At 70.5% G+C, this 26,854-nt stretch carries 25 protein-coding genes; 13 read left to right on the plus strand and 12 right to left on the minus strand.

Annotated features, from left to right (window positions below; genetic code table 11):
* Window positions 1-11 precede the first annotated feature (11 nt).
* Together ACLJQF_RS15435 and ACLJQF_RS15440 are read right to left on the minus strand one after the other, a co-directional pair.
* Window positions 12-968: a carbohydrate ABC transporter permease gene (locus ACLJQF_RS15435; protein WP_410609288.1), complete on the minus strand. Its 957-nt coding sequence runs from the start codon at window positions 966-968 to the stop codon at window positions 12-14.
* A gap of 168 nt (window positions 969-1,136) precedes the next feature.
* Window positions 1,137-2,246 (minus strand): ROK family protein, encoded by a 1,110-nt coding sequence (locus ACLJQF_RS15440; RefSeq protein ID WP_410609290.1) that lies wholly within the window; start codon window positions 2,244-2,246, stop codon window positions 1,137-1,139.
* A 226-nt stretch (window positions 2,247-2,472) separates the two neighbouring features.
* On the opposite strand from ACLJQF_RS15440, the gene ACLJQF_RS15445 reads away from it, so the two are divergent.
* Window positions 2,473-4,440 (plus strand): hypothetical protein, encoded by a 1,968-nt coding sequence (locus tag ACLJQF_RS15445; protein ID WP_410609292.1) that lies wholly within the window; start codon window positions 2,473-2,475, stop codon window positions 4,438-4,440.
* Between the two features lie 106 nt (window positions 4,441-4,546).
* Here ACLJQF_RS15445 and ACLJQF_RS15450 read toward each other — a convergent pair whose 3' ends face one another.
* A complete protein-coding gene (locus ACLJQF_RS15450) occupies window positions 4,547-5,110 on the minus strand; it encodes a CGNR zinc finger domain-containing protein (protein ID WP_410609293.1) in 564 nt (187 codons plus the stop codon).
* A 122-nt stretch (window positions 5,111-5,232) separates the two neighbouring features.
* Between ACLJQF_RS15450 and ACLJQF_RS15455 the strand changes: the two genes are divergently transcribed.
* The gene (locus tag ACLJQF_RS15455; protein WP_410609294.1) at window positions 5,233-6,159 is read left to right on the plus strand and encodes a TAXI family TRAP transporter solute-binding subunit; all 927 of its coding nucleotides are present in this window, start codon (window positions 5,233-5,235) and stop codon (window positions 6,157-6,159) included.
* A gap of 80 nt (window positions 6,160-6,239) precedes the next feature.
* On the opposite strand, the gene ACLJQF_RS15460 is transcribed toward ACLJQF_RS15455, so the two are convergent.
* Entirely contained in the window at window positions 6,240-7,637 is a 1,398-nt protein-coding gene (locus ACLJQF_RS15460; protein WP_410609295.1) for a sensor histidine kinase, read from the minus strand.
* A gap of 3 nt (window positions 7,638-7,640) precedes the next feature.
* Complete coding sequence (locus ACLJQF_RS15465; protein ID WP_410609678.1) at window positions 7,641-8,315, minus strand: response regulator; 675 nt, start codon at window positions 8,313-8,315, stop codon at window positions 7,641-7,643.
* A gap of 278 nt (window positions 8,316-8,593) precedes the next feature.
* Here ACLJQF_RS15465 and ACLJQF_RS15470 point away from each other — a divergent pair, with 278 nt between their 5' ends.
* The 5 genes from ACLJQF_RS15470 (at window position 8,594) to ACLJQF_RS15490 (ending at window position 12,731) form a co-directional block, all read left to right on the plus strand.
* The gene (locus ACLJQF_RS15470; RefSeq protein ID WP_410609679.1) at window positions 8,594-9,322 is read left to right on the plus strand and encodes an amino acid ABC transporter ATP-binding protein; all 729 of its coding nucleotides are present in this window, start codon (window positions 8,594-8,596) and stop codon (window positions 9,320-9,322) included.
* Between the two features lie 67 nt (window positions 9,323-9,389).
* Window positions 9,390-10,316, plus strand: coding sequence for a glutamate ABC transporter substrate-binding protein (locus ACLJQF_RS15475; protein WP_410609296.1), 927 nt, complete (start codon window positions 9,390-9,392; stop codon window positions 10,314-10,316).
* A gap of 97 nt (window positions 10,317-10,413) precedes the next feature.
* Window positions 10,414-11,061, plus strand: a complete 648-nt coding sequence (locus ACLJQF_RS15480) for an amino acid ABC transporter permease (RefSeq protein ID WP_410609297.1) — start codon at window positions 10,414-10,416, stop codon at window positions 11,059-11,061.
* Window positions 11,058-11,918: an amino acid ABC transporter permease gene (locus tag ACLJQF_RS15485; protein WP_410609298.1), complete on the plus strand. Its 861-nt coding sequence runs from the start codon at window positions 11,058-11,060 to the stop codon at window positions 11,916-11,918. The genes ACLJQF_RS15480 and ACLJQF_RS15485 overlap by 4 nt, the downstream gene beginning before the upstream one ends.
* A gap of 75 nt (window positions 11,919-11,993) precedes the next feature.
* On the plus strand, window positions 11,994-12,731 hold the full coding sequence (locus tag ACLJQF_RS15490; RefSeq protein ID WP_410609300.1) for an SDR family NAD(P)-dependent oxidoreductase: 738 nt from the start codon (window positions 11,994-11,996) through the stop codon (window positions 12,729-12,731).
* Here ACLJQF_RS15490 and ACLJQF_RS15495 read toward each other — a convergent pair.
* Entirely contained in the window at window positions 12,728-13,345 is a 618-nt protein-coding gene (locus ACLJQF_RS15495) for a hypothetical protein (RefSeq protein ID WP_410609301.1), read from the minus strand. The two genes, ACLJQF_RS15490 and ACLJQF_RS15495, sit on opposite strands and share 4 nt — an antisense overlap.
* Window positions 13,346-13,420: 75 nt before the next feature.
* Window positions 13,421-14,113, minus strand: coding sequence for a YoaK family protein (locus ACLJQF_RS15500; protein WP_410609303.1), 693 nt, complete (start codon window positions 14,111-14,113; stop codon window positions 13,421-13,423).
* Between the two features lie 304 nt (window positions 14,114-14,417).
* Between ACLJQF_RS15500 and ACLJQF_RS15505 the strand changes: the two genes are divergently transcribed.
* Together ACLJQF_RS15505 and ACLJQF_RS15510 are read left to right on the plus strand one after the other, a co-directional pair.
* On the plus strand, window positions 14,418-15,269 hold the full coding sequence (locus ACLJQF_RS15505) for a helix-turn-helix domain-containing protein (RefSeq protein WP_410609305.1): 852 nt from the start codon (window positions 14,418-14,420) through the stop codon (window positions 15,267-15,269).
* A 6-nt stretch (window positions 15,270-15,275) separates the two neighbouring features.
* Window positions 15,276-15,458 carry a DUF397 domain-containing protein gene (locus ACLJQF_RS15510; protein WP_410609306.1) on the plus strand — a complete coding sequence of 61 codons (183 nt, stop codon included), beginning with the start codon at window positions 15,276-15,278 and terminating at the stop codon, window positions 15,456-15,458.
* Between the two features lie 78 nt (window positions 15,459-15,536).
* On the opposite strand, the gene ACLJQF_RS15515 is transcribed toward ACLJQF_RS15510, so the two are convergent.
* From ACLJQF_RS15515 to ACLJQF_RS15535, 5 genes are all read right to left on the minus strand, one after another.
* The gene (locus tag ACLJQF_RS15515; RefSeq protein WP_410609307.1) at window positions 15,537-16,676 is read right to left on the minus strand and encodes an amidohydrolase family protein; all 1,140 of its coding nucleotides are present in this window, start codon (window positions 16,674-16,676) and stop codon (window positions 15,537-15,539) included.
* Window positions 16,677-16,753: 77 nt separating this feature from the next.
* A complete protein-coding gene (locus ACLJQF_RS15520; RefSeq protein ID WP_410609309.1) occupies window positions 16,754-17,506 on the minus strand; it encodes a succinate dehydrogenase/fumarate reductase iron-sulfur subunit in 753 nt (250 codons plus the stop codon).
* Window positions 17,503-19,419, minus strand: a complete 1,917-nt coding sequence (locus tag ACLJQF_RS15525) for a fumarate reductase/succinate dehydrogenase flavoprotein subunit (RefSeq protein ID WP_410609311.1) — start codon at window positions 19,417-19,419, stop codon at window positions 17,503-17,505. The genes ACLJQF_RS15520 and ACLJQF_RS15525 overlap by 4 nt, the downstream gene beginning before the upstream one ends.
* 64 nt (window positions 19,420-19,483) lie before the next feature.
* The gene (locus ACLJQF_RS15530) at window positions 19,484-20,308 is read right to left on the minus strand and encodes a hypothetical protein (protein ID WP_410609312.1); all 825 of its coding nucleotides are present in this window, start codon (window positions 20,306-20,308) and stop codon (window positions 19,484-19,486) included.
* Window positions 20,305-20,592: a hypothetical protein gene (locus ACLJQF_RS15535; RefSeq protein WP_003054488.1), complete on the minus strand. Its 288-nt coding sequence runs from the start codon at window positions 20,590-20,592 to the stop codon at window positions 20,305-20,307. Before ACLJQF_RS15535 ends, ACLJQF_RS15530 begins: the two co-directional genes overlap by 4 nt.
* Before the next feature lie 234 nt (window positions 20,593-20,826).
* On the opposite strand from ACLJQF_RS15535, the gene edd reads away from it, so the two are divergent.
* From edd to ACLJQF_RS15555, 4 genes are all read left to right on the plus strand, one after another.
* Window positions 20,827-22,779 carry a phosphogluconate dehydratase gene (edd, locus tag ACLJQF_RS15540; protein WP_410609314.1) on the plus strand — a complete coding sequence of 651 codons (1,953 nt, stop codon included), beginning with the start codon at window positions 20,827-20,829 and terminating at the stop codon, window positions 22,777-22,779.
* A complete protein-coding gene (eda, locus tag ACLJQF_RS15545; RefSeq protein ID WP_410609316.1) occupies window positions 22,776-23,381 on the plus strand; it encodes a bifunctional 4-hydroxy-2-oxoglutarate aldolase/2-dehydro-3-deoxy-phosphogluconate aldolase in 606 nt (201 codons plus the stop codon). The genes edd and eda overlap by 4 nt, the downstream gene beginning before the upstream one ends.
* 213 nt (window positions 23,382-23,594) lie before the next feature.
* Window positions 23,595-25,562: a PEP/pyruvate-binding domain-containing protein gene (locus ACLJQF_RS15550; RefSeq protein ID WP_410609317.1), complete on the plus strand. Its 1,968-nt coding sequence runs from the start codon at window positions 23,595-23,597 to the stop codon at window positions 25,560-25,562.
* 20 nt (window positions 25,563-25,582) lie between these two features.
* A complete protein-coding gene (locus ACLJQF_RS15555; protein ID WP_410609319.1) occupies window positions 25,583-26,845 on the plus strand; it encodes an MFS transporter in 1,263 nt (420 codons plus the stop codon).
* The last annotated feature ends 9 nt before the right edge of the window (window positions 26,846-26,854 follow it).

Raw genomic sequence — 26,854 nt, forward strand, 5'->3', positions numbered from 1 at the left:
GTGAGCAAGCTTCAGTCCGCGTAGGTGACCCAGCGCCGTGACGACGCGAAGTAGAGCGCGGTGAACAAGCCGATCACCACGAACAGGACCCACGCCATCGCCGACGCGTAGCCCATCTGCAGGCTCGAGAAGCCTTTGCGGTAGAGGTAAAGCGTGTACAGCATGGTCGAGTCGATCGGCCCGCCCAGCCCGCCGCTGACGACGTAGGCCGGGGTGAAGGTCTGGAACGCGTTGATCGTCTCCAGGACCAGGTTGAAGAAGATCACCGGGGACAGCATCGGCACGGTGATCCGGAAGAACATCCGGATCCGGCCGGCGCCGTCGAGCTCCGCGGCCTCGTAGAGTTCTTTGGGGATCTGCTTGAGCCCGGCGAGGAAGATCAGCATCGGGGTGCCGAACTGCCAGCCCGACAGCAGGACGAGGGTCCAGAGCGCGAACCGCGGGTCCCCGATCCAGTCCGCACCGCGGATGCCGACGATGCCGAGCACCTGGTTCAGCAGGCCCTGCTGCGAAAAGATCTGGCGCCACATCACCGAAACCGCGACGCTCGCGCCGAGCAGCGACGGCAGGTAGAAGACCGAGCGGTAGAACCCGAGCGCGCGCAGGCCCCGGTTCAGCGCCGCGGCGACGAGGAGCGCGGCCGCGAGCTTGAGCGGGACCGAAGCGACGACGTAGGTGAGCGTGACCTTGACCGACTGGAGGAACTTCTCGTCCTGCCACATCGACAGGTAGTTGTCGAAGCCCACCCACTGCGGCGAGCTCAGCAGGTCGAACTTCGTCAGCGAGAGATACAGCGAGTAGGCCATCGGCAGCAGGACGAACCCGAAGATGCCGAGGAACCACGGCGTCAGGAAGAGGTACGCCGCCCGGTTGTCCTTATGGCGTTTCCGGCGACGCCGGGCGGGCGCGGTCTTCACCGCCGGCCGGATCCCGGCTTCGACAGGGTGCGTTGCGGCTTCGGCTGACATCGTCTGCTCCCGGGACTCCAGCGTGGACCGGCAGCCCCCGCGAAAAGGGGGCGGCTGCCGTGGCACTTCTTCCGACGCACGCGGTTCCAGTGGTTCCGTCCCAGGGAGCTGGAAGCGCTTTCTCGGGGCACTCTAGGCAGCGCCGTCCGCCGCTGTCAACGCCCCCGTTCACCCCTCGTCCAGCACCGCGCGGATGCCCCTCTCCCTGGCCAGGTGCGCGGCGCCGAGCACGGTCGCGCGGGCGCCCAGCTCGCTGACCACGACGTCGGCCGGCCAGCTCAGCCGGTCGAGTGCGGCGACGACCCCCGGCCGGAGCAGCTTGTTCCGCCCCACCCCGCCGCCCAGCACGACCAGGCCGGGGTCGACGACCGCGCAGATCGACGCGGCCAGGTTCCCGACGGCTTCGGCGTGCCCGGCGACGATCTCGAGCGCGACGGCGTCCCCCTTCTCGGCCAGCGCGAACAGCGCGGCGGCCGTCCGCGGCGCCGGGTCCGGACGTCCCGCCCAGCGACCGCGGGCGCGCTGCAGCAGCGCCCGCGAACCGAGCCGGGCTTCCAGTGCGTCGCGGACCGGCGGCCGGTCGTCGGCCCACGGGTACGCCAGGCGGGCGACCTCCCCCGCCGCGCCGCTCGCTCCGCGCACGAGCCGGCGCCCGAGCACCACGCCCGCGCCGATGGCCACGCCGACCTGCAGGAACACGAAGCTGTCGTGGTCGCGGCCCGCCCCTTCGGCGAGTTCGGCGATGGCCGCGCAGTTGACGTTGTTCTCCGTGTGCACGGGCGCGCCGCCGGGCAGGCCGAGCGCGGCCACGGCGCCGGAGATCCGCGCCATGGTCGCCGGCTCGCCACGGCCGGGCGGGGAGACCACATCGGACACTGCGACCACCACCGCACGAAGCGGACCACGCGTGCTCCCGCGGCGCAGCACGGCTTTCACCATGGCGTCCGCGGACGCGGGCCGCGCGGTCTGGTCTTCGTCGAGCAGTTCCCCGCCGAGCGTGGTCGCCCGCAGCGCCACCTGCGTCGAGCCGCGGTCCACCGCCAGCACGTACCCGGCCCGGGGGCCCAGCCGGTAGACCGCCGCGGTCCGCCCGGTGGCCCCCGACGAGCTGCCGCTGCGCTCGGCGAGCCCGGCGGTCTCCAGCTCGGCCATCACCAGGGAGACCGTCGGCTTCGACAACCCGCAGGCCACCGCGAGCTGCGGCCGGGTGGCCTGGCCGGCGGCCGCCAGCGCGGCGAAGACCTCGCCGGCCCGGTCACCGATGCCCGATTTCGCCATCTGCACCTGCTTTCGCCGAAGTGAAACTGTCGAATGCACGACCCTGCCGAGCCGGCCGCGATCCGTGCCGTTGACAACGTGCGGGTTCGTTTGTTTACTACTTAACCAAGTGCGGGTCCCAGCCGCATCATCGATTTTCCGGCCACTGCGGGCAAGGTCGGGAAAGCGCTTTCCCGACCACGTCGACCGGTCCGGTGCCCAGGACGGCAGGGAGGCTGCGAAGCGGATGGACCCGATCCTGCTGCCGAGCCAGCACGCGAGCTCGCACGACCTGCCCGACGATCCCGGCTGCCTCGACACCGTCCTGGCCGCCGCGGCCGCCGACGCGCTCGCCGCGCAGCAGCCGGACGGCAACTTCGAGGACCCTGCGGCCGACGACGACGTCGGCGACCTCGGCCTCGGCGTGATTTCCTTGCTGTGCCTGGCATGGCAGCGCGGGGTCTCCGGCGATCCGGCGCTCACCGAGGCAGTGCGCCGGGGCTTGGACTTCTTCCTGACGCACCGGGTGTTCCGGCGCGACAACCCCGGCGAGCCGTTCCTGCGCATCCGCCACAGCGGCCTGCCGTACGCGCGGTACATGCCCGGAGAGGGCGAGCACCCCTTCGGCGACTGGCCGAGCACGGTGTGGGCGATGCTGCACGCGGTCAATATCCTGGAACTCGGCGACGGCCTGCTCACCGGCGGCCAGTACGCCGAGGTGACGGAGCTGGCGCTCGGGTACTGGCGGTGGCTGACCGAAGCGAGCATGGTCAACCCCCAGCAGACGGGGAACCAGGCCCTCGGCGCGGTCGCGGCGGGCCTGATGCTCGGCCGCCACCTCGACGAGGTTTCCCGGGACCGCGAAGGCAACCGCGTCACGACGGCGGCGATGCGCCTGTACACGGACGTGATCCGCCCGTCGCGGGTGACCGACCGCGGCTTCGCGCTGCCGGCGGAGCACGGCGCCGGCCACGACCAGAACTACCTGCCGATCTCCCTGTCCTTCCTGGCCCAGGCCCATCGGGTCACGGCCGACCGGCTGTTCCTCGACGACGGCGCGGAGATCGCCCGCCACCTCGACTGCCGCCTGTCGGCGCGCGGCTTCGACTACGGCGGCCCCCGCTACAGCGAGCAGCACTGCGGCGCCGAAGGCCTGCTCGGCCTGCGCTACTTCAGCGCGCACCTGGCCACCGACCTCGGCCGCTACCTGGCCGACCGCCGCGTCGCCTACTACCCGCTGGCCCGGACCGGCGCACCAAGCGGGCACTTCGCGTTCACGACGGTCTGGCTGTACCAGGACGACCGCACCTGGCACCGGACACCGTCCGTCCCGGTCACGACGCCGTATTCGCTGCGCCACCGCGCCGCGTCGGTGTCACTGACGGGCAGCCACACGCCGTACCTGATCGACGCCGGCCGGGCCGCGGTGATCGAGTCCGTCGTGGCGGGCCAGCACGGCATCGGCCCGGTCCTCGGCTACGACAACGGCCCCCGGACGCTGCTCACCCGCGCGCTCGGCCCGGTGCGCGTCCGCGACGCCCGGGACGGCGACCTCGCCGCCCGGCTGGTGACCAAGGCGGTGGTCACCCGGGAGCAGGTGCTGCTGAGCGTCCAGCAGCTGTGGGTGGCCGAGGAGCAGCGGCTGACGCTGTTCGCGGTGGTCCCGGCGACCGGGTGCGACTTCCTCGCCGGGCTGCCCTACGTCGAGGAAACGGCGGCGGGCCAGCGCAAGATCGTCACGGTGGCCGAGCCGGGCGGAACACCGTTCGACCTGAGCACCCCCGGCGCGGTGCTGCCCACGAACGGCACCCTCCACGCGGGCAGCCTGGCCATCAGCTCGGGGGCGTCGCTCCGGGTGGTCAATCCCCCGGCGGGCCGGACGAACTTCAGCAGTCCGGAGACGATCGGGCTGACACAGGAGCAACTGGCGTTCTCCCTGGCCGACGATCCTCGTGGCTACGGAAACCCGGACGCGGGCTGGCACCGGGTGACGGACACGAACCACGTCCTGGCGGGCCCGCTGCCGGACTCCCCGCCGGGCTCGGCGGTCTTCGCGGTGCGGTACGGGCCGCACGACGACGTCCCGTTCACGGTCGGGGTGCGGGCATCGGCGGACGGTGTGGTGATCGAGGCGCCGGGATTCTCCGTCGTCGTCGGCGATCCCGCGGGTGACGCGGGCGGGGACCCGGTCCTCCGGTTGACCCGGGCGGCCTGATGGCCGGCCAGAGCAATCCTGTCCGCCGGTCCGCCTGTCCGCCACGGCTGGTCGTGAGTGGTAATTAGGGTTCTAACCCTAATTACCACTCACGACCAGCCAGCCACTAACGGTCGGCGGAGCGGTAGCGCTGCATCTTCTCGCGGCTGCCGCACGCGCTCATCGAGCACCAGCGGCGGGCGCCCGCGCGTGAGGTGTCGAGGAACAGCAGCGAGCACTCGGGATTCGCGCACTCGCGCAAGCGGGCCGCATCGTCGCCGCCGAGGACCGCGACCGCGTCCGCGGCGATCAGCCCCAGCAGGGACGGCACCGTCACCGACGCCGGCTGGGCCCGCAGCCCCTCCGGGGTGACGTGCAGAGCGGTCACCGGCGGGGGTTGCGCCGCCCACCGGTTCACCGTGGCCAGGTCCTCGTCGGCTGCCGCGGCCCCGGACAGCCGGCCCAGCATCAAGCGGTAGACGGCTTCCCGCAGCTCGCGTGCCGCCGTCAGGTCGGCCGCCGTGCCGGCCGGTGCGGCCGGGGCCAGGCCCGCTTCGGTGAACCAGCGGCCCAGCGCCTCGGGATCGGGGACGCGTTCGAAGCCGCCGTTGCGCCAGCGCTCGCCGACGGTGGCCGTGAAGTTCACCGAAGGCCGTCCGCCGTGGAAGCGGAACCCCTGCTTGTCTCCCACGCCGTGAAGACTACCTCGTTACCGTTCGAAGCAGTAACGTGCGAGGTCCCGCCGTCCGTCCGAATCGGACGCCGGGGCCGGTGAGGCTGCCCGCCGGCCCCGGAGTCTGGCACGATCAAGCCGTGACCACCAGCAGGCGGACGCGCGGGCTCGCGATCGCGGCCGCCCTCCTGCTGGTGCTCAGCGCCTGCACCGCCGGCTTCGGCGGGCTCAAGCTGCGGATCGCCGCGGGCAACTCCGGCGGCGTCTACTACAAGCTCGCCCAGACCCTCGCCACCGCCTGGCAGACCGGCCTGGACATCGACCGGCCGGAGGTGCTGCAGACCCAGGGCTCGCCCGACAACGTCGCCAAGGTGCTCGCCCGGCAGGCCGACGTCGCCTTCGTCGCCGCCGACGTCGCCGCCGACCGCTACCAGGCCCACCCGGATTTCGCCGCGCTCGCCCGGATCCACGACGACTACCTGCACATCGTCGTCCGGGCCGACTCCGACATCCGGTCGGTGTCCCAGCTGAGCGGCCACCGGATCGCGATCGGCTCACCGCAGTCCGGCGTCGAGTTCATCGCCAAGTCCCTGCTCATCGCGGCCGGGCTGCAGAACTCGGTCAGCACGATCACCCGCGGCCTCGACGATTCCGTCGCCGCGCTGCTGAACCACGACGTCGACGCGTTCTTCTGGTCCGGCGGGCTGCCGACGCCGAAACTGGCGGAACCCGAGAACCGAGGCCGGCTGCGGCTGCTCGACATCGCCGACCTGATGCCGAAGATGCAGGCGCTGAGCCAGGTCTACAGCACCGCGACCATCCCGGCGAGCACGTACAACCAGCTCCTGCCGGTGACGACGCTGGTGGTGCCGAACTTCCTGGTGGTCCCGAAATCCATGCCCGACGACGTGGCGGAAGCCCTGGTCCGCGACCTGTTCGGCGCCCGCCGCGCGCTGGCCGACGCCAACCTGGCGGCCCTGTCGATCGACGTCCACCCGGGCATCGAGACCCAGCCGGTCCCGCTCCACCCGGGTGCGCTGCGCTACTACCGGGCGCAGAAGACCTAGGGCAAAGGTCTTGAATGACTCATTCAAGACCTCCGAAGACCTGAATGAGTCATTCAAGACCTTGGGTCCGGCACGCGGCGCTAGGCGACCGGGAACTCCATCGCGATCCGCAGGCCGCCACCCTCGGGCAGGTCCAGCTCCAGTTCCCCGTCGGAGTGCGCGACGATCTCGGTGACGATCGCCAGGCCCAGTCCCGAGCCGGGCACGTTCTGGTGGGCGGGGCTGCGCCAGAACCGGTCGCGCGCGCGGTCGAGCTCGTCGGGCCGCAGTCCCGGCCCGTGGTCACGAACCGACAACCGCACCCGGTCGTCCTCCTTCGCCACCGAGATCAGGATCTCCGTCCCCGACGCGGTGAACTTCAGCGCGTTGTCCAGCAGCGCGTCCAGGATCGTTTCGGCGCCGCGCGGCGGCATGCGCACCCGCGCGCCGTCGCCGGACGTGTCGACGACCAGCCGCACGTCCCGGGCCTCGCCGACCACCGACCAGTCGGCGACCCGCTCGGCGACGGCCTCGTCCAGCGCCACCGGGTCCAGCTCGCCGCCGGAGGCCTCGGCGCGAGCCATCGACAGCAGCCCGTCGAGGATCTGGTGCAGCCGCCCCGCGTCGACGCGCGCGGCCTCCAGGTCGGCGGCCGCCGGCTCGTCGTCGACGTGGCCTTCCAGGTTGCCCAGGCGGATCTTCAACGCCGTCAGCGGGTTGCGCAGCTGGTGGGACGCGTCGGCGACGAACGCGCGTTGTGCCGCCAGCGCACCCGACACGCTTTCGGCCATCCGGTCGAACGACCGGCCGAGCTGCCGCAGCTCCGGTGGCCCGCCGCTCTCCCCCACCGGCTCGGCCTCCCGGCCGCTGACCACCGACGCCACCAGTGCGCCCGTCGCGTCGTCGAGCCGGTGCACCGGCCGCAGGATCCAGCGGACCACCGGCACCGCCACGGCCAGCGCCAGCGTGAAGGCGAGGATCCCGCCCGCGGCGAGCAGCAGCCACCACCACAGGACGTCGGCGCGCTCGGCGCCGGTCTCGGACACGGTGAGCACCGCGCCGTGCACCTCGCCGTCGGCGAGCACCGGCTCGGCGAGCACCAGCGGCGTCGAATCCCACGGCATCAGCACGCCGGCCGGCTGCGACCGGCGGCCGGCGAGCGCCTCGTGGATCGGCCCGCTCAGGCGCTCGGCCCGCAGGTCGATCCGCGCGGCGCCCGGCCCGAGCGACGACGCGAACAGCTTGCCGTCCTGGTCGACGACCGCGACCTGGACGCCGTACACCTCGTTGTAGCGGACCAGATCGGGGTTGATCAGCGACGGCTTGTTGTCCAGCAGCGGGCGCTGGGCCAGCGACGCGAACCGGGCCGTGTCGGTCAGCCGGTCGAGGAACAGGTCCTGCTGCGCGCCGGCGGCGATGCTCCTCGCCAGCGGGATGCCCAGGCCGAACACCAGCAACGCCACCAGCGTCAGCACGATGCCCTGCAGCCGGACGCGCACGCCTCAGCTCCGGGCGACCTGGCCGCCGAGCCGGTACCCGACCCCGCGGACCGTCTCGATGAGCGCCGGGCGGCCCAGCTTCGTCCGCAGCGTCGCGACGTGGACGTCCAGCGAACGGCTCTCCGCCGCCCCGCGGTGACCCCACACCTCGGTGAGCACGTGCTCGCGCGAGCAGACCGCGCCGCGCGCGCCCGCCACCAGCGCCAGCACCTGGAACTCCTTGCGGGACAGCGCCACCGCCTTGCCGCCGACCAGCACCTCGTGCCGCGAGACGTCGACGGTGACGTCCCCGACCCGGATGACCACCGGCTCGGCGGCGGGGTGCTCCCCGCGGCGGCGGCGCACGGCCTCGACCCGGGCGAGCAGCTCCTCGACGTCGTAGGGCTTGACCAGGTAGTCGTCGGCGCCCGCGCGCAGGCCCTGGATCCGGTCGTCGACCTCGGCGCGCGCCGAGACGACGATGATCGCGACGTCGCTGACCGCGCGGATCTGGCGGCACAGCGTCACGCCGTCGATGTCGGGCAGGCCGAGGTCGAGCAGGACGACGTCGACCTCGTGCACCCGGTCGAGCACGCCGGCGCCGGTGGCGAGCCGGGCGATCGCCAGGCCGCGCCGGATCAGCGCCGGGATGAGCGCGCCCGCGACCCGGTCGTCGTCCTCCACCAGCAGCACCCGCACCCGTCCGCCTCCCATGGTGACCTGCTCCACCGGCCGGTGGGGCGAACTCTAGGACGTCCGGGCGGGCCCCGCACCGGCCACCCGGACGGTCACTCCCCGTGACTTCGGGTGGACACCCCCCAAAAAGGACATCGATACTCAGTTGAAACCCTAAGTATTGCTCAAGCGGCCTTGCCAGCCGGTACGACAACGGTAGGTTCTCGCCATCGCGTGGTGACCCATGCCCGATTTGCACGAACGACCCGGGAGGCCAGATGACCGCGGAGGTGGCGGCGCCGATGATCAAGGCGTCCGCCGTGAACAAGTACTTCGGCGACCTGCACGTGCTCAGGGAGATCACGCTCGAGGTGCCTCGCGGCCAGGTCGTCGTGGTGCTCGGCCCGTCGGGCTCGGGCAAGTCGACCCTGTGCCGGGCGATCAACCGGCTGGAGCCGATCAACTCGGGCGAGATCGCCGTCGACGGCGTCCCGCTGCCCGCCGAGGGCAAGGCCCTGGCGTCGCTGCGGGCCGACGTCGGCATGGTGTTCCAGTCGTTCAACCTGTTCGCGCACAAGACCATCGTCGAGAACGTCATGCTCGCGCCGGTGAAGGTCCGCAAGACCTCGCAGGCCGAAGCGCGCAAGACGGCGATGGAACTGCTGGAGCGCGTCGGCATCGCCAACCAGGCCGACAAGTACCCGGCGCAGCTTTCGGGTGGCCAGCAGCAGCGCGTCGCCATCGCGCGGGCGCTGGCGATGCGGCCCAAGGTCATGTTGTTCGACGAGCCGACCTCGGCGCTGGACCCGGAAATGGTCCAGGAGGTCCTCGACGTGATGACGGGTCTGGCCAAGGACGGCATGACGATGCTCGTCGTCACCCACGAGATGGGCTTCGCCCGGCGGGCAGCCGATCGGGTGATCTTCATGGCCGACGGCGAGATCGTCGAAGACACGACGCCGGAAGCGTTCTTCACCGCGCCGAAGAGCGAGCGCGCGAAGGACTTCCTCGGCAAGATCCTGACCCACTGAGATCAACCACCGAGCACGGTCCGCGGCGCCGTCGGCGCCCGGGTGACGACACACAGGAGAGATTCACATGAGGATCCGCACCCTCGCGGTGGGACTGCTCGCCGGCGGCCTGGCGCTGACCACGCTGACCGCCTGCGGCAAGGAAGGCACGCCGACGTCGCCGGGTTCGGGCGACCAGAGCGGCACGAACGCCCCCGCGGCGCTGACCTACCCGGTCGCGCAGGGCGTCGACCTGGCCGGTTCCCCGGTGTTCGCGAAGATGAAGTCGGCGGGCGCGCTGACCGTCGGTGCCAAGGACGACCAGCCGAACCTCGGCCTGAAGGACCCGACGACCGGCAAGTTCGGCGGCTTCGACATCGAGATCGCGAAGCTCGTCTCGGCCGGCCTCGGCTTCGACCCGGAGAAGATCACCTTCCGCACGGTCGACTCGGGTGCCCGTGAGCAGACGATCGCGAACGGCGACGTGAACTACTACGTCGGCACGTACTCGATCACCGACAAGCGCAAGGCGCTCGTCTCCTTCGCCGGCCCGTACTTCGTCGCCGGCCAGGACCTGCTGGTGCGCAAGGACGACAGCTCGATCACCGGCAAGGAGACCCTCAAGGGCAAGAAGGTCTGCTCGGTCACCGGCTCGACCCCGATCCAGAAGGTCCGCTCGGAGAACCTGACCGAGCCGGGCAACATCGTCGAGTTCCAGAAGTACTCGCAGTGCGTCGAGAAGCTGCTGTCGAAGGACGTCGACGCGGTCACCACCGACGACGCGATCCTCAAGGGCTACGCGGCCCAGGACCCGGACAACCTGAAGGTCGTCGGCAAGACGTTCTCCACGGAGAAGTACGGCATCGGCCTGAACAAGGACGACAAGGTCCTGCGCGACAAGGTCAACGAGATCCTGCAGAAGGCGCTGGACGACGGCACCTGGAAGAAGATCTACGACGCCACCCTCGGCAAGTCGGGTTCGGAAGCCAAGCTCCCGACCCTCGAGAAGTACTGACGTGACACCAGGGCCGGTGAATCGGGTTTCCCGGTTCACCGGCCCCGTCACATCCACCACCTGACCACCTCTGGCAAACGGACGCGGGGAAGGCTCCATGGACGTCCTGCTCAACAACCTGGACCTGTTCGGTCCGTTCTTCCTCACCACGATCGAACTGTTCCTGCTCGCGGCCGTGGGCAGCCTCGTCTGGGGCACGATCCTGGCCATGCTGCGGGTGAGCCCGGTCCCCGTCTTCCGCGCCGTCGGCACGGCGTACGTGACGATCGCCCGGAACACGCCGCTCACCCTGGTGTTCGCGTTCTTCGTGTTCGCGTACCCGCTGCTCGACATCGTCAAGCTCGACTACTTCCCGGCCGCCGTGACCGCCCTGACCGTGTACACCTCGGCGTTCATCTGCGAGGTCGTGCGCTCGGGCATCAACACGGTGCCGGTCGGCCAGGCCGAGGCGGGCCGCGCGCTGGGGCTGACCTTCGGCCAGATCCTCGGCCAGGTCGTGCTGCCGCAGGCGCTGCGGTCGGTCGTCCCGCCGCTGATCAGCACGCTGATCGCGCTGCTGAAGAACACCACCATCGCTGCCGGTTTCTCGGTCGCGGAGGCCGGCGCGATCCGCTCGTACCTGTCCGAACGCGGCGAGAACCAGCTGGTCGGCCTGCTGTGGGTCGCGCTCGGCTTCATCATCCTGGTCGCCGTGCTGTCGTTCGTCCAACGCAGCCTGGAGAAGCGCTGGAGCGTGGCCCGATGACCAACGTCCTGTTCGACGTCCCGGGCCCCAAGGCCCGGCTGCGCTACACCACCTACGCGGTGGTCGGCACGCTCGTGGTGCTCGCGTTCCTCGGCTACATCGGGTGGCGCTTCTACGACAGCGGCCAGTTCACCGCCCGCAAGTGGGAGTGGCTGCAGTACGCGCAGGTGCAGCGCGACCTCGGCAACGCGGTGCTTTCGACGCTCCAGGCGTTCGCCGCCGCGGCCGTGCTCGCGCTGATCTTCGGCGCGATCTTCGCGGCCGGCCGGCTGTCGGACCACGCCTGGATCCGCCGGATCGCCGGGTTCGTCGTCGAGTTCTTCCGCGCCATCCCCGCGCTGATCCTGATGTTCCTGTTCTACTTCGGCCTGCCGACCATCGGCGTGCCGACGTCACCGTTCCTCGGCGTGGTCCTCGGCCTGACGCTGTACAACGGCTCGGTGCTCGCCGAGATCTTCCGCGCGGGCATCCAGTCGCTGCCGAAGGGGCAGAGCGAAGCCGCGTACGCGCTGGGCATGCGCAAGACCCAGGTGATGTTCCTGGTCCTGCTGCCGCAGGCGGTCCGGGCGATGCTGCCGACGATCATCAGCCAGCTTGTCGTCCTGCTGAAGGACACCGCGCTCGGCTTCATCATCACCTACCAGGAGCTGCTGTACTACGCCCGCTACATCGGTTCGCAGGGCACGTTCGGCCGGCCGATCGTGCCGTCGACGATCGTGGCGACCGCCATCTACGTCGTGATGTGCCTGCTGCTGACGGCGCTGGCGACGTACCTGGAGCGGCGCAACCGCCGCAGCAAGAAGGCCGTGGGCGCCCCGCCCCCGGTGACGGAGAACCTCGCGGCCGCTTCGGCCTGAGTCACCCGTTCGAGGCCCCCGGGACACGTCCCGGGGGCCTTGTCGTGTCCCCGGGCGTCCCCTAGCGTCGGCGGCATGGGTGTCGCATTGGTGACCGGCAGTTCCCGCGGCCTGGGCCGGGTGATCGCCAGAAGGCTCGCCCGCGACGGGTTCGCCGTCGCGGTCAACGGCCGGCACGACGACGCCGACCTCAAAACCGCCGCCGAGGGCATCCTCGCCGAAGGCGGCCGGGCGGCGGCGTTCGCCGCGGACGTCACCGACCGGCGCCAGGCCGGCGACCTGGTCGACGCCGTCACGGCGTTGCTGGGCCCGATCGGGGTCCTGGTGCTCAACGCGACCGGCCCGCAGCCGGAAGCACCACTGGCGAGCGTGGACTGGCCGGCTCACCTGGCCCAGCTGGACTTCTTCGTGCGGTCGCCGGTGCTGCTGGGCCACGCGGTGCTGCCGGGGATGCGCGCCCGTCACCACGGCCGCATCGTGCACATCGACTCGGAGGTGACGGACCGCCCGCCACCCGGCCGCTCGGCGTACGTGACGGCGAAGAGCGCCCAGATCGGCCTGGTCAAGGCCTGGGCGCGCGAACTGGCCCCGGACGGCATCACGGTCAACACGGTGGCGCCCGGGTTCATCCCGGTGGAACGGCACGCGGAGGTCCCGGAGGCCGAGCGGGAGGAGTACCGGGCTTCGGTCCCGGTGGGCCGGCTGGGCACCCCGGAGGACGTGGCCGCGGCGGTGAGCTTCTTCGCGTCGGAGGAGTCGGGCTTCATCACCGGCCAGCGCCTGCTGGTCGACGGCGGCCGCTCGCTCGGTTAGCCGGGTACCAGCGCGAGGATCCCGTCCGCGTCGCGGGCGAGGAAGTCGCCGAACGGGACCAGTTCTCCGGGCTCGAAGTGCCGGCGCGCGATCTCGGGTCGCAGCACCATCAGTTCCGGTGTGATCGTCACCGGAGTCGGGCCACCGGTCACGATGTCGTCGAGGTCGGTTTCCTGCGACGGCCCCCAGCGGTCGACGACCAGCCCGACCGCGGCCGGCCCGGTCGCCCGGAACTCGGCCAGCAGCCGGCGGATCACCGTGTCCTGTCCCTTCCGGTGGACCGGACCGCCGAAGCCGTCGAGCCCGTAGTCCTCGACGACCACGCCGTCACCGGCCTGTCTCAGCGTGCAGACGACGTCGGCATCCTCGTCGTCGGTCATCCAGTACTGGAAGGTGAACCCCTTTTCGCCGAGACCGGCCATGGCGGCGAGCAGGCCCTCGCGATCCATCTCGACCTGCTCGCCCATGGTCTCCCACTCGCCGCTGATCGCGGTGATCCGGCCGGTGCGGGGATGCCCCGGCACCATCCCGGTCGCCGCCAGCCGGCCGACCCGACGGCGCACCTGTTCCGGTGTCCAGTCCCGCCGGTACAGCCGCACGAATCCGTCTGTCATTCCTGCCTCCTCCGGGACCATGAGGACGTTGCCGTCGCCGAGCTTGTCGCGGGCGATCTTCCCGTTCCCGGCCGGTCACCGTCCAGCCGATTCCCCGGTGGACCTGTTCGCGATCCGCGGCGTCCGGTACAGCACGGCCGGCACACCCAGGACCAGCACGAGTGCCACCGCGAGCGCGGCCCACATCGCGACGTGCAGCTGCAGCAGCCCGCCCACGAAGGCCCCGGCGAGCATCGCCCCCACGGCGGCGACCTTCCGCAGCGGGTGCGAACCCGTTCCACCGGCCGCCTTCGAGTCCGCCGCGAAGCCGGTCAGCGTCATCGTCAGCACGGTCGTGGTGAGGTCGGGCGCACCGATGCGGCGGACGGCGGCGTTCTGCAGGCCCATCGCCAGGCCGAGGACGACGATCAGCAGTTCGCTGCCCAGCCGGGTGCCGCTGCCGAGGGTGGCCGCCGACACGACGGCCACCGCGATCAGCGCCGCCTGCACGGCGGTCGCCTGCCGCAGGGCGTCGCGGTCGTCCTCGCGCCGGGCGAGGCGGCCGCCGGCGAGCGCGCCGGCCAGGAAGGCGAGAACGGCGGTCGCCGAGGCGAGCACCGACAGCGTCGCCTCCCCCGCCGCCGCGAACCCGAAGAACACGACGTTCCCGGTCATGTTGGCGACGAAAACCCGCCCCAGCCCGAGGAAGCTGACGGCGTCGACCACCCCGGTGACGACGGTCAGCGTCAGCAACAGGGCGGCCAGGTCCCGCGGTTTCGGTTCGGCCATGCGGGCAGTCAACCACCCCGCGCCCGGACGCGCGTTCCCCGAACGGCCGCGCCCCGCCCGGTTCGCGCGGCAATTCCGTGGAACAATTCCGCCGCCCGGCCCTTTTCCCGCGACCGGACGCGGCATTGTTTCCGGTGTCATATATCGCTTAAGATAGCGCGAAGCGCCTTCGCCGCGCGAAGCAGCTTCGCAGCGCTTCGCGAGCCGGATTTCGTTGTCACACAGGCGGAACAGCGACCTCCTTGCGGTGAATCCGCGCGCGGCGTGCGTCGTTTTGTCGGAGGTCCCCTCTACCGTCCGTGCCATGACCGAAAAGAGCACGGTGCGCACGCGGGAAATGGCCTACGAACTCAAGAGCCAGCGCGAGCTGGTCCGGATGACCCTGCGCGAGATGGCCCGCCGCGCGGACTGGTCGGCGTCGAAGGTGTCGGCCTGGGAGAACGGCCGCCGCATCGCGCCGGTCGACGCCGCGATCTACCTCGCCCACTGCGGGACCGGGGCCGCCGAACGCGCGCGGCTCCTCGAGCTGGCCAAGCCGGCCGGCGACCTCTACTGGGTGCGGCCCTACTTCGACGAGCTCGTCGATCCGATGAAGTCGCTCATCATCCAGGAAAACCTCGCGCGCTCGATGGTGTACTACAGCCCGGCCGCCATCCCCGGGATGCTGCAGACGGAAGACTACGTCCACACCTGTTTCGAACTCACCGGGCGCTACACCGCCGACAGGCTCGGCATGCTGACGCGGGCCCGCGTGGACCGGCAGCAGGTGCTGCAACGCCACGACCCGCCGAGCTGCACCTTCTTCGTGCACGAACGCGCGCTGCGTTCGGTCGTGGGCAGCCCGGCGCTCATGCAGGAGCAGCTGCAGAACCTCGTGCTGACCACGAACCTGCCGCACTGCGTCATCCGGGTGGTGCCGGAGTCGGACCCCACGTTCCGCGTGCTGAGCACGACCTTCACCGTCATGGAGTTTCCCGAGCACCCACCGGTGGTCTACGAAGAGACCTACACCGCCGGACTGTTCGTGGACGACCGGATCGCCGTGGAGGCTTTCTACGTTCTCGTCACGCGTCTGGAACAAACGTCCCTCTCCGAGGGACAATCCCGGGAGTGGCTCGTCCGGTTCGCGGACGAGTACGAACGGCTGAGGGAGTGATCGAGGGTGGCCCGTGCGCGGACTTGGATCAAGAGCAGCCACAGCGAAGGCCAGGAGCACCAGACCTGCGTGGAGGTGGCCCTCACGCCGGAGGTGACCGCGGTCCGGGACTCGAAGGCGCCCGCCGCCGGGCACCTGACCGTCCCGAGCACCGCGTGGAGCGCCCTGCTCAGCTCGCTGCGCCACTGAGCCGATCCGGTACCGATCCGGCCACAGCCACGGCCGAATGGCTTCGGAGCAACGGTGACGTGCCGCGCCGGAGGCGGGCTACCTTTCGGCCGGATCGGTAACGCGCCTCCCGTCGTGCCAGACCGCCCGGGTCCGCCCGGGCAGGTCGGTCACGTCGAGGTCCGTGCCGTCCAGCAGCACCAGGTCGGCACGCAAGCCCGGTTCGATGCGGCCGCGGTCGTCGTCGAGGCGGAGCAGCCGCGCGGCTTCGGAGGTGGCCGCTTTCAGGGCGGCCGCCTCGCCGAGCACCGCCGCCAGCAGCCGCAGCTCGGTCGTCAAGTCGACATGGGGACGCGGGGCGAGGTCCGAACCGGCGGCGATGCGGACACCCGCGTCCACCGCGAGCCGAAGCGAGCGGCGATGCGTCTCGGCGAACTCGCTGTCGCTGATCGGCGAGAGCGTCGGCACGTACCAAGCGCCGGCCAGCGCCGCGACAGCGGAGTCGTCGAGGAAGGTGCCGTGTTCGATGCTGCGCGCCCCGGCGCGGGCGGCCGAGACGACGGCGGCGGACGTGTGCGCGTGGGCCAGGACGTCCCGGCCGCAGCGCCGGGCTTCGTCGACCAGCGCGGCTAGTTCGTCGTCGGTCGGCCGGACGTCGGCACCCGAGCGCACCGCCTGCATCGCTCCGCTCGCGCCGACCTTGATCCAGTCGGCGCCCGCCCGCACCATCCGGCGCACCGCCGCGCGCGCCGCGTCCGGCCCGTCGAACAGCGGGTCGGGCAGCGACGGGTCGCCGAAGTGGTCGACGACGCCCGCGGGCGCCTCCCAGCCGTCACCGAGCCCGCCGGTGGGGCCCAGCTGACGCAGGCTGACCAGCAGGTCCGGTCCGGTGATCCACCCCTCACGCAGGGCGTGCTTGACCCCGGCGTCGGCGCCCCAGGCGTCCCGGACGGTGGTGATCCCGCGCGCCAGCAGTCCCCGCAGCACCGGCACGGCTTCGAGAATCCGGGCACTGCGCGGCAACGGCTCGGGCCGCGGAAAGGCCACGTGCACGTGACAGTCGATGAGCCCGGGAATCAGCAAACCGCCGGAACAGTCGATGCGCGAGCCGTCCAGGCCCAGGCCCACCTCGGCGATGCGCGAGCCGTCCAGCCGCACGTCCGCGCGGGTGCTCTCCCCGGTTTCGGGATCGAACACGTGCGCCCCGGCGAGCACCGTCGGCAGCAGCGCGGTCTCCATGCTGCCACCTTGTCACGCCGAAAAAGACGCTCGCGAACCGGCCCGAGGCGCGGTTCGCGAGCGTCGAGGAGAAAGCCCTACTTGTCCCGGCGGAAGAGCTTGTTGCCCAGCCACACGATCGGGTCGTACTTGCGGTCCGCGACACGCTCCTTCATCGGGATCAGCGCGTTGTCGGTGATGTGGATCCCCTCGGGGCACACCTCGGAACAGCACTTCGTGATGTTGCAGTACCCGAGGCCGTGCTCGTCCTGCGCCGCGTCACGGCGGTCCGCGACGTCGAGCGGGTGCATTTCCAGCTCGGCGATGCGCATCAGGTACCGCGGCCCGGCGAAGGCTTCCTTGTTCTCCTCGTGGTCACGCACCACGTGGCAGGTGTTCTGGCACAGGAAGCACTCGATGCACTTGCGGAACTCCTGCGACCGCTCGACGTCCACCTGCTGCATCCGGTACTCGCCCGGTTTCAGGTCCGCCGGCGGGGTGAACGACGGGATCTCGCGCGCCTTCGTGTAGTTGAACGACACGTCGGTGACGAGGTCACGGATCACCGGGAACGTCCGCATCGGCGTCACCGTGATCACCTCGTCCTCGGTGAACGTCGACATCCGCGTCATGCACAGCAGGCGCGGCTTGCCGTTGATCTCCGCCGAGCACGAGCCGCACTTGCCCGCCTTGCAGTTCCACCGCACGGCGAGGTCCGACGCCTGGGTGGCTTGCAGCCGGTGGATGATGTCGAGGACGACCTCGCCCTCGTTCACCTCCACCGTGAAGTCCTGCAGCCCGCCGCCCGTGTCGTCGCCGCGCCACACGCGGAAACTCGCCTTGTAGCTCATGCCTTGCTCCCGGGGTGCGTCTCGAGCTCCGCGTCGGTGTAGTACTTCCCGAGTTCACCGAACTCGAACAGTTCCAGCAGGTCCTGCCGCAGCGGCACCTGCTCCTTCACCTCGACGTCCACGTCCGGCACCACGGGGTTGTCACCCGGGGAAGCCGAGCACACGAGGAGCTTGTGGCGCCAGTCCGCTTCCATGCCCGGGTAGTCGTCGCGCGTGTGGCCGCCGCGGCTTTCGGTCCGCGTCAGCGCCGCCTTGGCGACGCACTCGCTGACCATCAGCATGTTGCGCAGATCGATCGCGAGGTGCCAGCCGGGGTTGAACTGCCGGTGCCCTTCGACGGTGACGCGCAGGATCCGCTCCCGCAGCTCGTCGAGCTTCGCCAGCGCCTGCGCCATCTCCTCCGCCTTGCGGATGATGCCGACCAGGTCGTTCATCGACTGCTGCAGCTCGGTGTGCAGGGTGTACGGATTCTCGCCCGAGGCACCCTCGGGCGGGTCGAACGGCGCCAGCGCCATCTTCGCCGCGGCGTCCACATCGGACTCCTTGACCGCGGGCCTGCCCTCGAGCCCCTGCACGTACTCGGCGGCGCCGAGGCCGGCGCGCCGGCCGAACACCAGCAGGTCGGACAGCGAGTTGCCGCCGAGCCGGTTGGACCCGTGCATGCCGCCCGAGCACTCGCCGGCCGCGAACAGGCCGGGCACGCTCGCCGCGGCCGTGTCCGGGTCGACCTCGATGCCGCCCATGACGTAGTGGCAGGTCGGGCCGACCTCCATCGGCTCCGCGGTGATGTCGACGTCCGCCAGTTCCTTGAACTGGTGGTACATCGACGGCAGCCGCTTGCGGATCTCCTCGGCCGGCAGCCGGCTGGCGATGTCGAGGAAGACGCCACCGTGCGGGGAACCGCGGCCTTCCTTGACCTCGGAGTTGATCGCGCGGGCCACCTCGTCGCGGGGCAGCAGGTCCGGCGTGCGCCGGTTGTTCTCCTGATCGGAGTACCAGCGGTCGGCTTCTTCTTCGCTTTCGGCGTACTGGCCCTTGAAGACGTCCGGCACGTACTCGAACATGAACCGCTTGCCGTCGGAGTTCTTCAGCACGCCGCCGTCACCGCGCACGCCCTCGGTGACGAGGATGCCCTTGACGCTCGGCGGCCAGACCATCCCGGTCGGGTGGAACTGGACGAACTCCATGTTGATCAGCTTCGCGCCCGCCCGCAGCGCGAGCGCGTGGCCGTCGCCGGTGTACTCCCACGAGTTCGACGTCACCTTGAACGACTTGCCGATGCCGCCGGTGGCGAGCACGACCGCGGGTGCCTCGAACAGGACGAACCGGCCGCTCTCCCGCCAGTACCCGAACGCACCGGAGATCCGGCCCTCGGTGGTGAGCAGCTCGGTGACCGTGCACTCGGCGAAGACCTTGATCTTCGCTTCGTAGTCCCCGGTCTCGGCGAAGTCCTCCTGCTGCAGCGAGACGATCTTCTGCTGCATCGTGCGGATCAGCTCGAGGCCGGTGCGGTCACCGACGTGCGCCAGCCGCGGGTAGGTGTGCCCGCCGAAGTTGCGCTGGCTGATCCGGCCGTCGGCGGTGCGGTCGAACAGCGCGCCGTAGGACTCGAGCTCCCAGACGCGGTCCGGTGCCTCCCTGGCGTGCAGCTCGGCCATCCGCCAGTTGTTGAGGAACTTCCCGCCGCGCATGGTGTCGCGGAAGTGGACCTGCCAGTTGTCGTTCGAGTTCGCGTTGCCCATCGAGGCGGCGCACCCGCCCTCGGCCATCACCGTGTGCGCCTTGCCGAACAGGGACTTGCACACGACGGCGACGCGGAAGCCGCGTTCGCGGGCTTCGATCACGGCGCGCAGACCGGCGCCACCGGCACCGATCACCACCACGTCGTAGCTGTGCCGTTCGACCTCGGTCATAAAAGAATTCCACCTCGGAAAATGGGGACATCTGTGTTTTTTGAAAGCACTGTTGGGAGCACTGCTAGTTCACGAACCTCAGGTCCGAAATCGCACCACTGGCCACGAGCATGACGTAGAAGTCGGTCAGCACCAGCGTGCCGAGCGTCGTCCAGGCCAGCGTCATGTGGCGGGTGTTGAGCTTCGAGACCTTGGTCCAGATCCAGTAGCGCACCGGATGCTTGGAGAAGTGCTTCAGCCTGCCGCCGGTCACGTGCCGGCACGAGTGGCAGGAAAGCGTGTAGGCCCAGAGCAGGATCACGTTGGCGAGCAGGACGATGTTGCCCAGCCCGAACCCGAAGCCGCCGGTCTTCCCGTGGAACGCCGTGATCGCGTCGTAGGTGTTGACCAGCGAGACGACCAGCGCAACGTAGAAGAAGTAGCGGTGGACGTTCTGGATGATCAGCGGCAGCCGCGTCTCGCCGGTGTACTTGGCGTGCGGTTCCGCGACGGCGCAGGCGGGCGGGGAGAACCACACCGACCGGTAGTACGCCTTGCGGTAGTAGTAGCAGGTCAGGCGGAACCCGAGCAGGAACGGCAGCACCACGAAGCCGAGCGGGATGAACCCGGGCAGGTCGCCGAACCAGTGGCCGAAGTGGCTCGAGCCCTCGACGCAGGAAGTGGACAGGCACGGCGAGTAGAACGGCGTCAGGTAGTGGTAGTCGGGCACCCAGTAGGCGGTGCGCACGAACGACCGGACCGTCGCGTAGATGATGAACGCCGACAGTCCGAGCACGGTCAGCAGCGGCTGGAGCCACCACCGGTCCGTGCGGAGGGTGCGCTCGGCGATCCGGGCCCGTTTCGGGGCCTGGACGCCGGTGCCGACGCCGTTGTCAGCGGGTGCGCTCACCGCTGGTCGCGCTTGTAGCCGCCGACGCCTTCGTCATCGGCGCCGTGCCAGAGCGCCGGGTCGTAGGGGGTGTCGGGGACGGGGACGCGCTCCGCGGCCTTCGCCTGGGCGGGCACCGCGAGGGGCACGCCGTCGAGGTCCGCGGTGTCGATGTCGAGGCGCTCGACGTCGTTGGCGAGCCGGCGCACCGCCGACGCGTCGCCGTAGCGAGAGCGCAGTGCGCCGACGCACTGCCGGAGCTGGCCGATGGTTCGCCGCAGCTCGGCGATCTCGGAGGTGGACATCATGCCTCCCGTGTGGTGGGGCTGGCAGGGAACCGGCGAAGGTTTTGCCACGCGTCGTGCAGTGTGACAACTAGCACACTAACGGTTCCGGGGGTGATCGGGGTCACGCGGGTCGATCTTCTGAATCGATTTTGATTCGGCGTTTTCCCGAGGTACTGTGGCCAGAGTCACGACCCAGAGGCGTCAGCGCTGCCGTCCCGCGGACCACCACACCCCAGTGATCCGGAGCCGGACATGAGCCCGACCCCATCGTTGCACCCCGTTATCGCCGAAGTCACCGCCCGCATCGCCGCGCGCAGTGCCGCCGCGCGCACCGCCTACCTCGACCGCATGGCCGCCGCGTACGCCGACGGCCCGGTCCGCCGCGGCCTCGCGTGCAGCAACCTCGCCCACGGTTTCGCCGCGATGGACGGCGTCGACAAGGAAGCGCTGCGGGCCGCGCGCGCCCCCGGCGTCGCGATCGTGTCGTCCTACAACGACATGCTCTCGGCGCACCAGCCGATGCAGGAGTACCCGGCGTGGCTGAAGAAGTCCGTGCGCTCGGCCGGCGGTGTCGCCCAGTTCGCCGGCGGGGTGCCCGCGATGTGCGACGGGATCACGCAGGGCCGCGCGGGCATGGAGCTGTCGCTGTTCAGCCGCGAGGTCATCGCGATGTCGACGGCGATCGCGCTGTCCCACGACATGTTCGACGCCGCGCTGCTGCTCGGGGTGTGCGACAAGATCGTGCCCGGCCTGCTGATCGGCGCCCTGTCCTTCGGCCACCTGCCGGCGCTGCTGGTGCCGGCCGGCCCGATGAACTCCGGGCTGCCGAACAAGGAGAAGGCGCGCGTCCGGCAGCTGTACGCCGAGGGCCTCGCGACCCGCGAAGACCTCCTCGACGCGGAAGCGGCGTCGTACCACTCGGCCGGCACCTGCACCTTCTACGGCACGGCCAACTCCAACCAGATGGTCGTCGAGGTGATGGGCCTGCACCTGCCCGGCGCCAGCTTCGTCCAGCCGGGTTCTTCGTTGCGCCGCGCGTTGACCGAAGAGGCCGGGCGGCGGGCCGTGGCGATTTCGCGTGGCGAGGAGTACACGCCGGTCTCGCGGATCCTCGACGAGAAGGCGTTCGTCAACGGCGTCATCGCGCTGCTCGCCACGGGCGGGTCGACCAACCACACGATGCACCTGGTCGCGATCGCCGCGGCCGCGGGCATCCAGCTGACCTGGGACGACTTCTCCGACCTCTCGGCCGTCGTGCCGCTGCTGGCGAGGGTCTACCCGAACGGCAGCGCCGACATCAACCACTTCCACGCCGCCGGTGGCATCCAGTTCCTCGTCGGCACGCTGCTCGACGCCGGATTCCTGCACGAAGACGTCCACACGGTGGCCGGGTTCGGGCTGCACCGCTACCGCGCCGAGCCGATCCTGTCCGACGGCGAGCTGGTCTGGCGGGACGTGCCCACCCGCAGCCTCGACGAGGACGTCCTGCGCCCGGCGTGGCGGCCGTTCGCCGCGGACGGCGGGCTGCGGATGGTCGAGGGCAACCTCGGCCGCGCGGTGGTCAAGGTGTCCGCGGTGGCGCCCGAGCACCGCGTCGTCCAGGCGCCGGCGCGGGTGTTCACCACGCAGGAGGACTTCACGGCCGCGTTCGAGGCCGGCGAGCTGGACCGGGACGTCGTCGTCGTGATCCGGCAGCAGGGCCCGCAGGCCAACGGCATGCCGGAGCTGCACGGCCTGACACCCGCGCTGGGCGTGCTGATGGACCGCGGGCACGCCGTGGCGTTGCTCACCGACGGCCGGATGTCGGGCGCGTCGGGCAAGATCCCGGCCGCGATCCAGGTGACGCCGGAAGCTGCGGCGGGCGGGGTCATCGCGCGCATCGCCGACGGCGACGTCATCCGGCTCGACGCGGCTTCGGGCTCCCTCGACGTGCTCGTCGGTGACGAAGAACTCGCCCGCCGTGAACTTGTGGACTCGCCGCCGTCCGAAGCATCCTGGACCGGCACCGGCCGAGAGCTGTTCGCCGCGTTGCGCCGGGCGGTCGGCCCCGCTGACCAGGGCGCTTCGGTGTTCGGCGGTTTGACTCCGGAGCACCTTGGCGTCCTTTCGGGGGTCCAGGGGGGCTTGCCCCCCGGCCGGGGTCTGGGGCTTGGCCCCAGGAAACACGGAACGCCCGCTTTCACAACCCAGGAGGTCGGTCAGTGACCACCGGTCAGGACCTGCTCGAGCTGTCCCCCGTGATGCCCGTCGTGGTGATCGACGACGCCGACGACGCGGTACCCACGGCCCGGGCCCTGCTCGCCGGCGGGATCGGGGTCATCGAGCTGACCCTGCGCACCCCGGCGGCATTGTCGGCGATCGAGCGCGTCGCCGCGGAGGTGCCGGACATCGTCATCGGCGCCGGCACCGTCGTCTCGCCGGACCAGGCGAAGCAGGCCGCCGACGCGGGCGCGAAGTTCCTCGTGACGCCGGGCTGCACGGACGCCGTCGTCGACGCGTGCTTCGAGTCCGGGCTGCCGTTCCTGCCCGGCGCGAGCACGGTGTCCGAGGCGATGCGGCTGGCCGAGCGCGGGCTCACGGCGTTGAAGTTCTTCCCGGCGGAGGCGTCCGGCGGCGTCGCGTACCTGAAGTCGATCGCGGGTCCGTTGCCGTCGCTCAAGTTCTGCCCGACCGGCGGGATCACGGTGGCCTCGGCGCCGTCCTACCTCGCGCTGCCGAACGTCGGCTGCATCGGCGGCTCGTGGCTGACGGCCTCGCTCGACGTCGCGACGATCGAGAAGCTGGCCGCGGAGGCCGCCGCGCTGTAGCGGAAATCACTCCGCGTCATCGCCGCACCCGAACGGCGGAATGCGCGTCCGCATTCCGGGAGCACCGTTCCAGTGCGCTGGAACGGTGCTCCGAGCGGGTGTGGCGCCGGTCATGAAAACGGGCTGGTCCCACTGAATGGTCCATCCACGGCCCTGGTGAGTTATTTACCTGCCTGTTATCGTTTCTCATCGCTATTCCAGCGAGGAGAATCCGTGTCCCTGACCAGCGTGGTCGCACCCAGTCCTGCCCCCGAGACCGTCGCCGCTCTCGTCGGCGAACGCCTTTCGTCGTCCGCACTTCACCAGCTCGGCGGCACTCTCGGCGGCTATTCCTTCGTCAAGGTCGTGGTCGACCGCGAGCAGGCGAAGATCCACTTTCTGAACAACGCGCGGCATTCCTTTCACGCGATCTATATTGGCGAAGAAATCCTCGGCGTCGGCGAAGAACGCGTGCGCGCCGAGATCGACTCGTACAACGAGGCCTTCTACCACGCGCCGGACCGCCGGTTCCTGCTCGGCATTCTCGCGCTGCACCCGCAGATGCTTTCGCTGGAGACGGTCGAGGTCGACACGATGCCGGCCGCGCTGATCCGGGAGTTCCACGCCTTCGTCGCCCAGTACACGGACCCGGCGCTGCCGCTGCTGTTCAAGCCGGCCAACCAGCTGCAGGAGCGGATCGTCCGGGAGATCCCGGCGGCCGAGCTGCCGCGCGTCTTCGCGCACGAGCTGTTCTCCACGGCCCCGTTCGTGGCGCTGAACCCGGGCACGGCCACCGGGCGGCTGCGCGCGTTCCGCACCGAGGCCGAGTACCGGGCCGCCACGCTGGACTGGACCGACATCATCGTGATGGACCGCGTGCCCGACGACATCCCGCGACTCGCGGGGATCGTCAACGCCCGGCACACGACGCCGTTGTCGCACACGAACGTCCTCGCCACCGGCTGGCAGATCCCGAACGCCGTCCAGCTCGGCGCCCTGGCCGAGATCGAGCGCCGCGGGCTCGACGGCAAGTGGGTCGAGTACACAGTGGACGCCCAAGCGCTGACGCTGCGGGAGGTCGACGAGCCGGCCGACGCGGCACCGCCGTCCTGGTACGCCCAGCGCGTCACCCTGGAGCAGCCGGAAGCCGAGCACAGCACGATCGTGAACCTCGCCCGGCTGCGCGCATCCGACCGCCACCGCTACGGCACCAAGGCGGCCAATCTCGGCGAATTGCACCACGTGCTGGCACACGGGTCGCAGCGGCTGCTCGGCTTCTACCAGGTGCCGCGGCCGCCGCGGGACAACCTGCTCCCCTACCTGGCCCGGCTGCTCGACGTCCCTCGCGACGCCGACCTTTCGGCCGCGGCCCGCCGGCTGCTCGACGAGCACGTCCGCGTCCCGCGCGGCATCGCGCTGCCGTTCTCGCTGCAACGGCGGTTCCTGGAGTCGTCGCCGCGGATCCAGCAGGCCATCGGGAAGCTGAAGATGGCCCTGGAGCTGGACGCGCGCGAGATCGAGCCGCTGTGCGTCGAGCTGCAGGGCCTGATCCGGTCGGCGCGCCTGCCGGGGGCGCTCGCCGGCGAGATCGACTCGGCGCTGGTTTCGCAGCTGGCCGGTGTGCGGGCGTTCGTCGTGCGCAGTTCGTCGAACGCCGAAGACCTCGCCGGGTTCTCGGCCGCCGGGATCTACGAGTCGCACAACCACGTCACCACGGCCGAGCGGATCTTCGCCAGTGTCAAGGAAGTCTGGGCGTCGCTGGTGTCCGTGCGCAGCGTCCGGCTGCGGCAGCAGGCCGGCATCTCCCTCGACGAGTGCTACATGGGCGTCGTGATCCAGGAACAGGTCGCGGCGGACTTCGGCGGTGTGCTGGTGACGACGAACCCGATGAACCGCGCGGACTTCCGCACGGTCTACGTCAACGTGTCGCCGCGCGTGACGGACGTCGTCGACGGTTCGGCCCTGCCGATGCAGTACCTGTATTCGACGGTCGAGGGCGGCGGCCGCACGCTGTCCCTGGGCGACGCGCCCGCGGATCTCGACGAAGCGGCGCACACCCAGCTGCAGCGGCTCGCCATCGCCGGCCGTCTGCTGCAGGGCCACTTCTCGCCCGACTACACCTTCGACTCACCGGTGGACGTCGAGTGGCTCGCCGACGGCGACCACCTCCACCTCGTGCAGCTGCGCCCCTATTCGGCCTGACCTTCCCTGGAGACACGATCATGCTGGGCCTTCGCCTGCCCGCGAAACCCGCCGTTCAGCGCGCCGTCCGGCTGACCTACGGGTTCCAGTTCTTCTTCGGCCTGCTGCTGTGGGTGCCGATCTTCTACTCGTACCAGAAGCTCATCGGGCTGTCCGACGGCGAGATCTTCGGCATCCAGAGCATCTACTACATCGTGTTCTGCCTGCTCGAGATCCCGACCGGGATGATCGCCGACCGCTTCGACTACCGCACCTCGCTGACGGCGGGCGCCGGCGTGCTGGTGGCCGCGAACCTGGTGCCGGTGTTCCTGGGCTCGTACACCGGGTTCCTGGTGCATTTCGTCCTGATCGCGCTGGCTCGCTCACTGGTGTCCGGCGCGCAGAGCGCGTACCTGTACGAGTACCTGCACGCGTCCGGCGCGGGGGAACACTACCTCCGGGTGGAGGGTGTCGGCCGCGCGTACAGCCTGGTCGGCAAGATCGTGTTCTGGCCGGTGATCGGCCTGCTGATGTCCTGGAGCCTCCCCTCCCCGTACTGGCTGACGGCGATCAACGCGGGCATCGCGCTCGTCTTCGCGTGCAAGCTCCCGCCGATCCCCGGCGGCCGCCGCGTGACCGGCAAGACGGCATCGCTGCTCGCGGGCGTCGGCGGCGCACTGTCGGCGCTGCGTTCGTCCCGGTGGCTGGTGCTGTTGATGGTGCAGGGCGTCGCGATGTTCACGCTGGTGCGGATCTGCCAGGTGAACCTGTTCCAGCCGATCCTGGAGTCGAAGGCGCTGTCGGTGAACTGGTACGGCGCGGTCCTGGCCGCGATGACGGTCTTCGAGGCCCTGGGCGCGGCCCGCCCGCACCGGCTCCGCCGGGCGATCGGCCCGGTCGGTGCGGTGTTCACGCTGACGATCGTGATGGCGCTGTGCCTCGGGGTGATCGTGTTCGTGGGCTCCTTCCCGGCGGTGGTGTTGTTGTGCGTCTTCGCGGTGGCGACGGGCATCGCGTTCCCGGTCCAGAAGCAGCTGCTGAACGACTCCATCCCGGACTCCCGCTACCGCGCCACCCTCCTGTCCATGGAGTCCATTGTGGACAGGGCGGTGTGCGCGCTGGTCGCGGTGGCGCTGGGCGCGTACCTGGCGGCCGGGCAGCTGAACGAGTTCCTGGTGCTGACGGCCGTGGTGACGTGCATCGCGATGGGACTGCTCGCGATCCTGCTGCTGGCCGTCCGCAAGTACCGCTCGGACCGGCGCCGACCGGTCCGCCGTGAGGCGGTGTCCGCCACCTCCCCGTAACGCACGGAC

It is taken from the genome of Amycolatopsis sp. lyj-109, from assembly GCF_046548995.1.
GTDB lineage: Bacteria > Actinomycetota > Actinomycetes > Mycobacteriales > Pseudonocardiaceae > Amycolatopsis.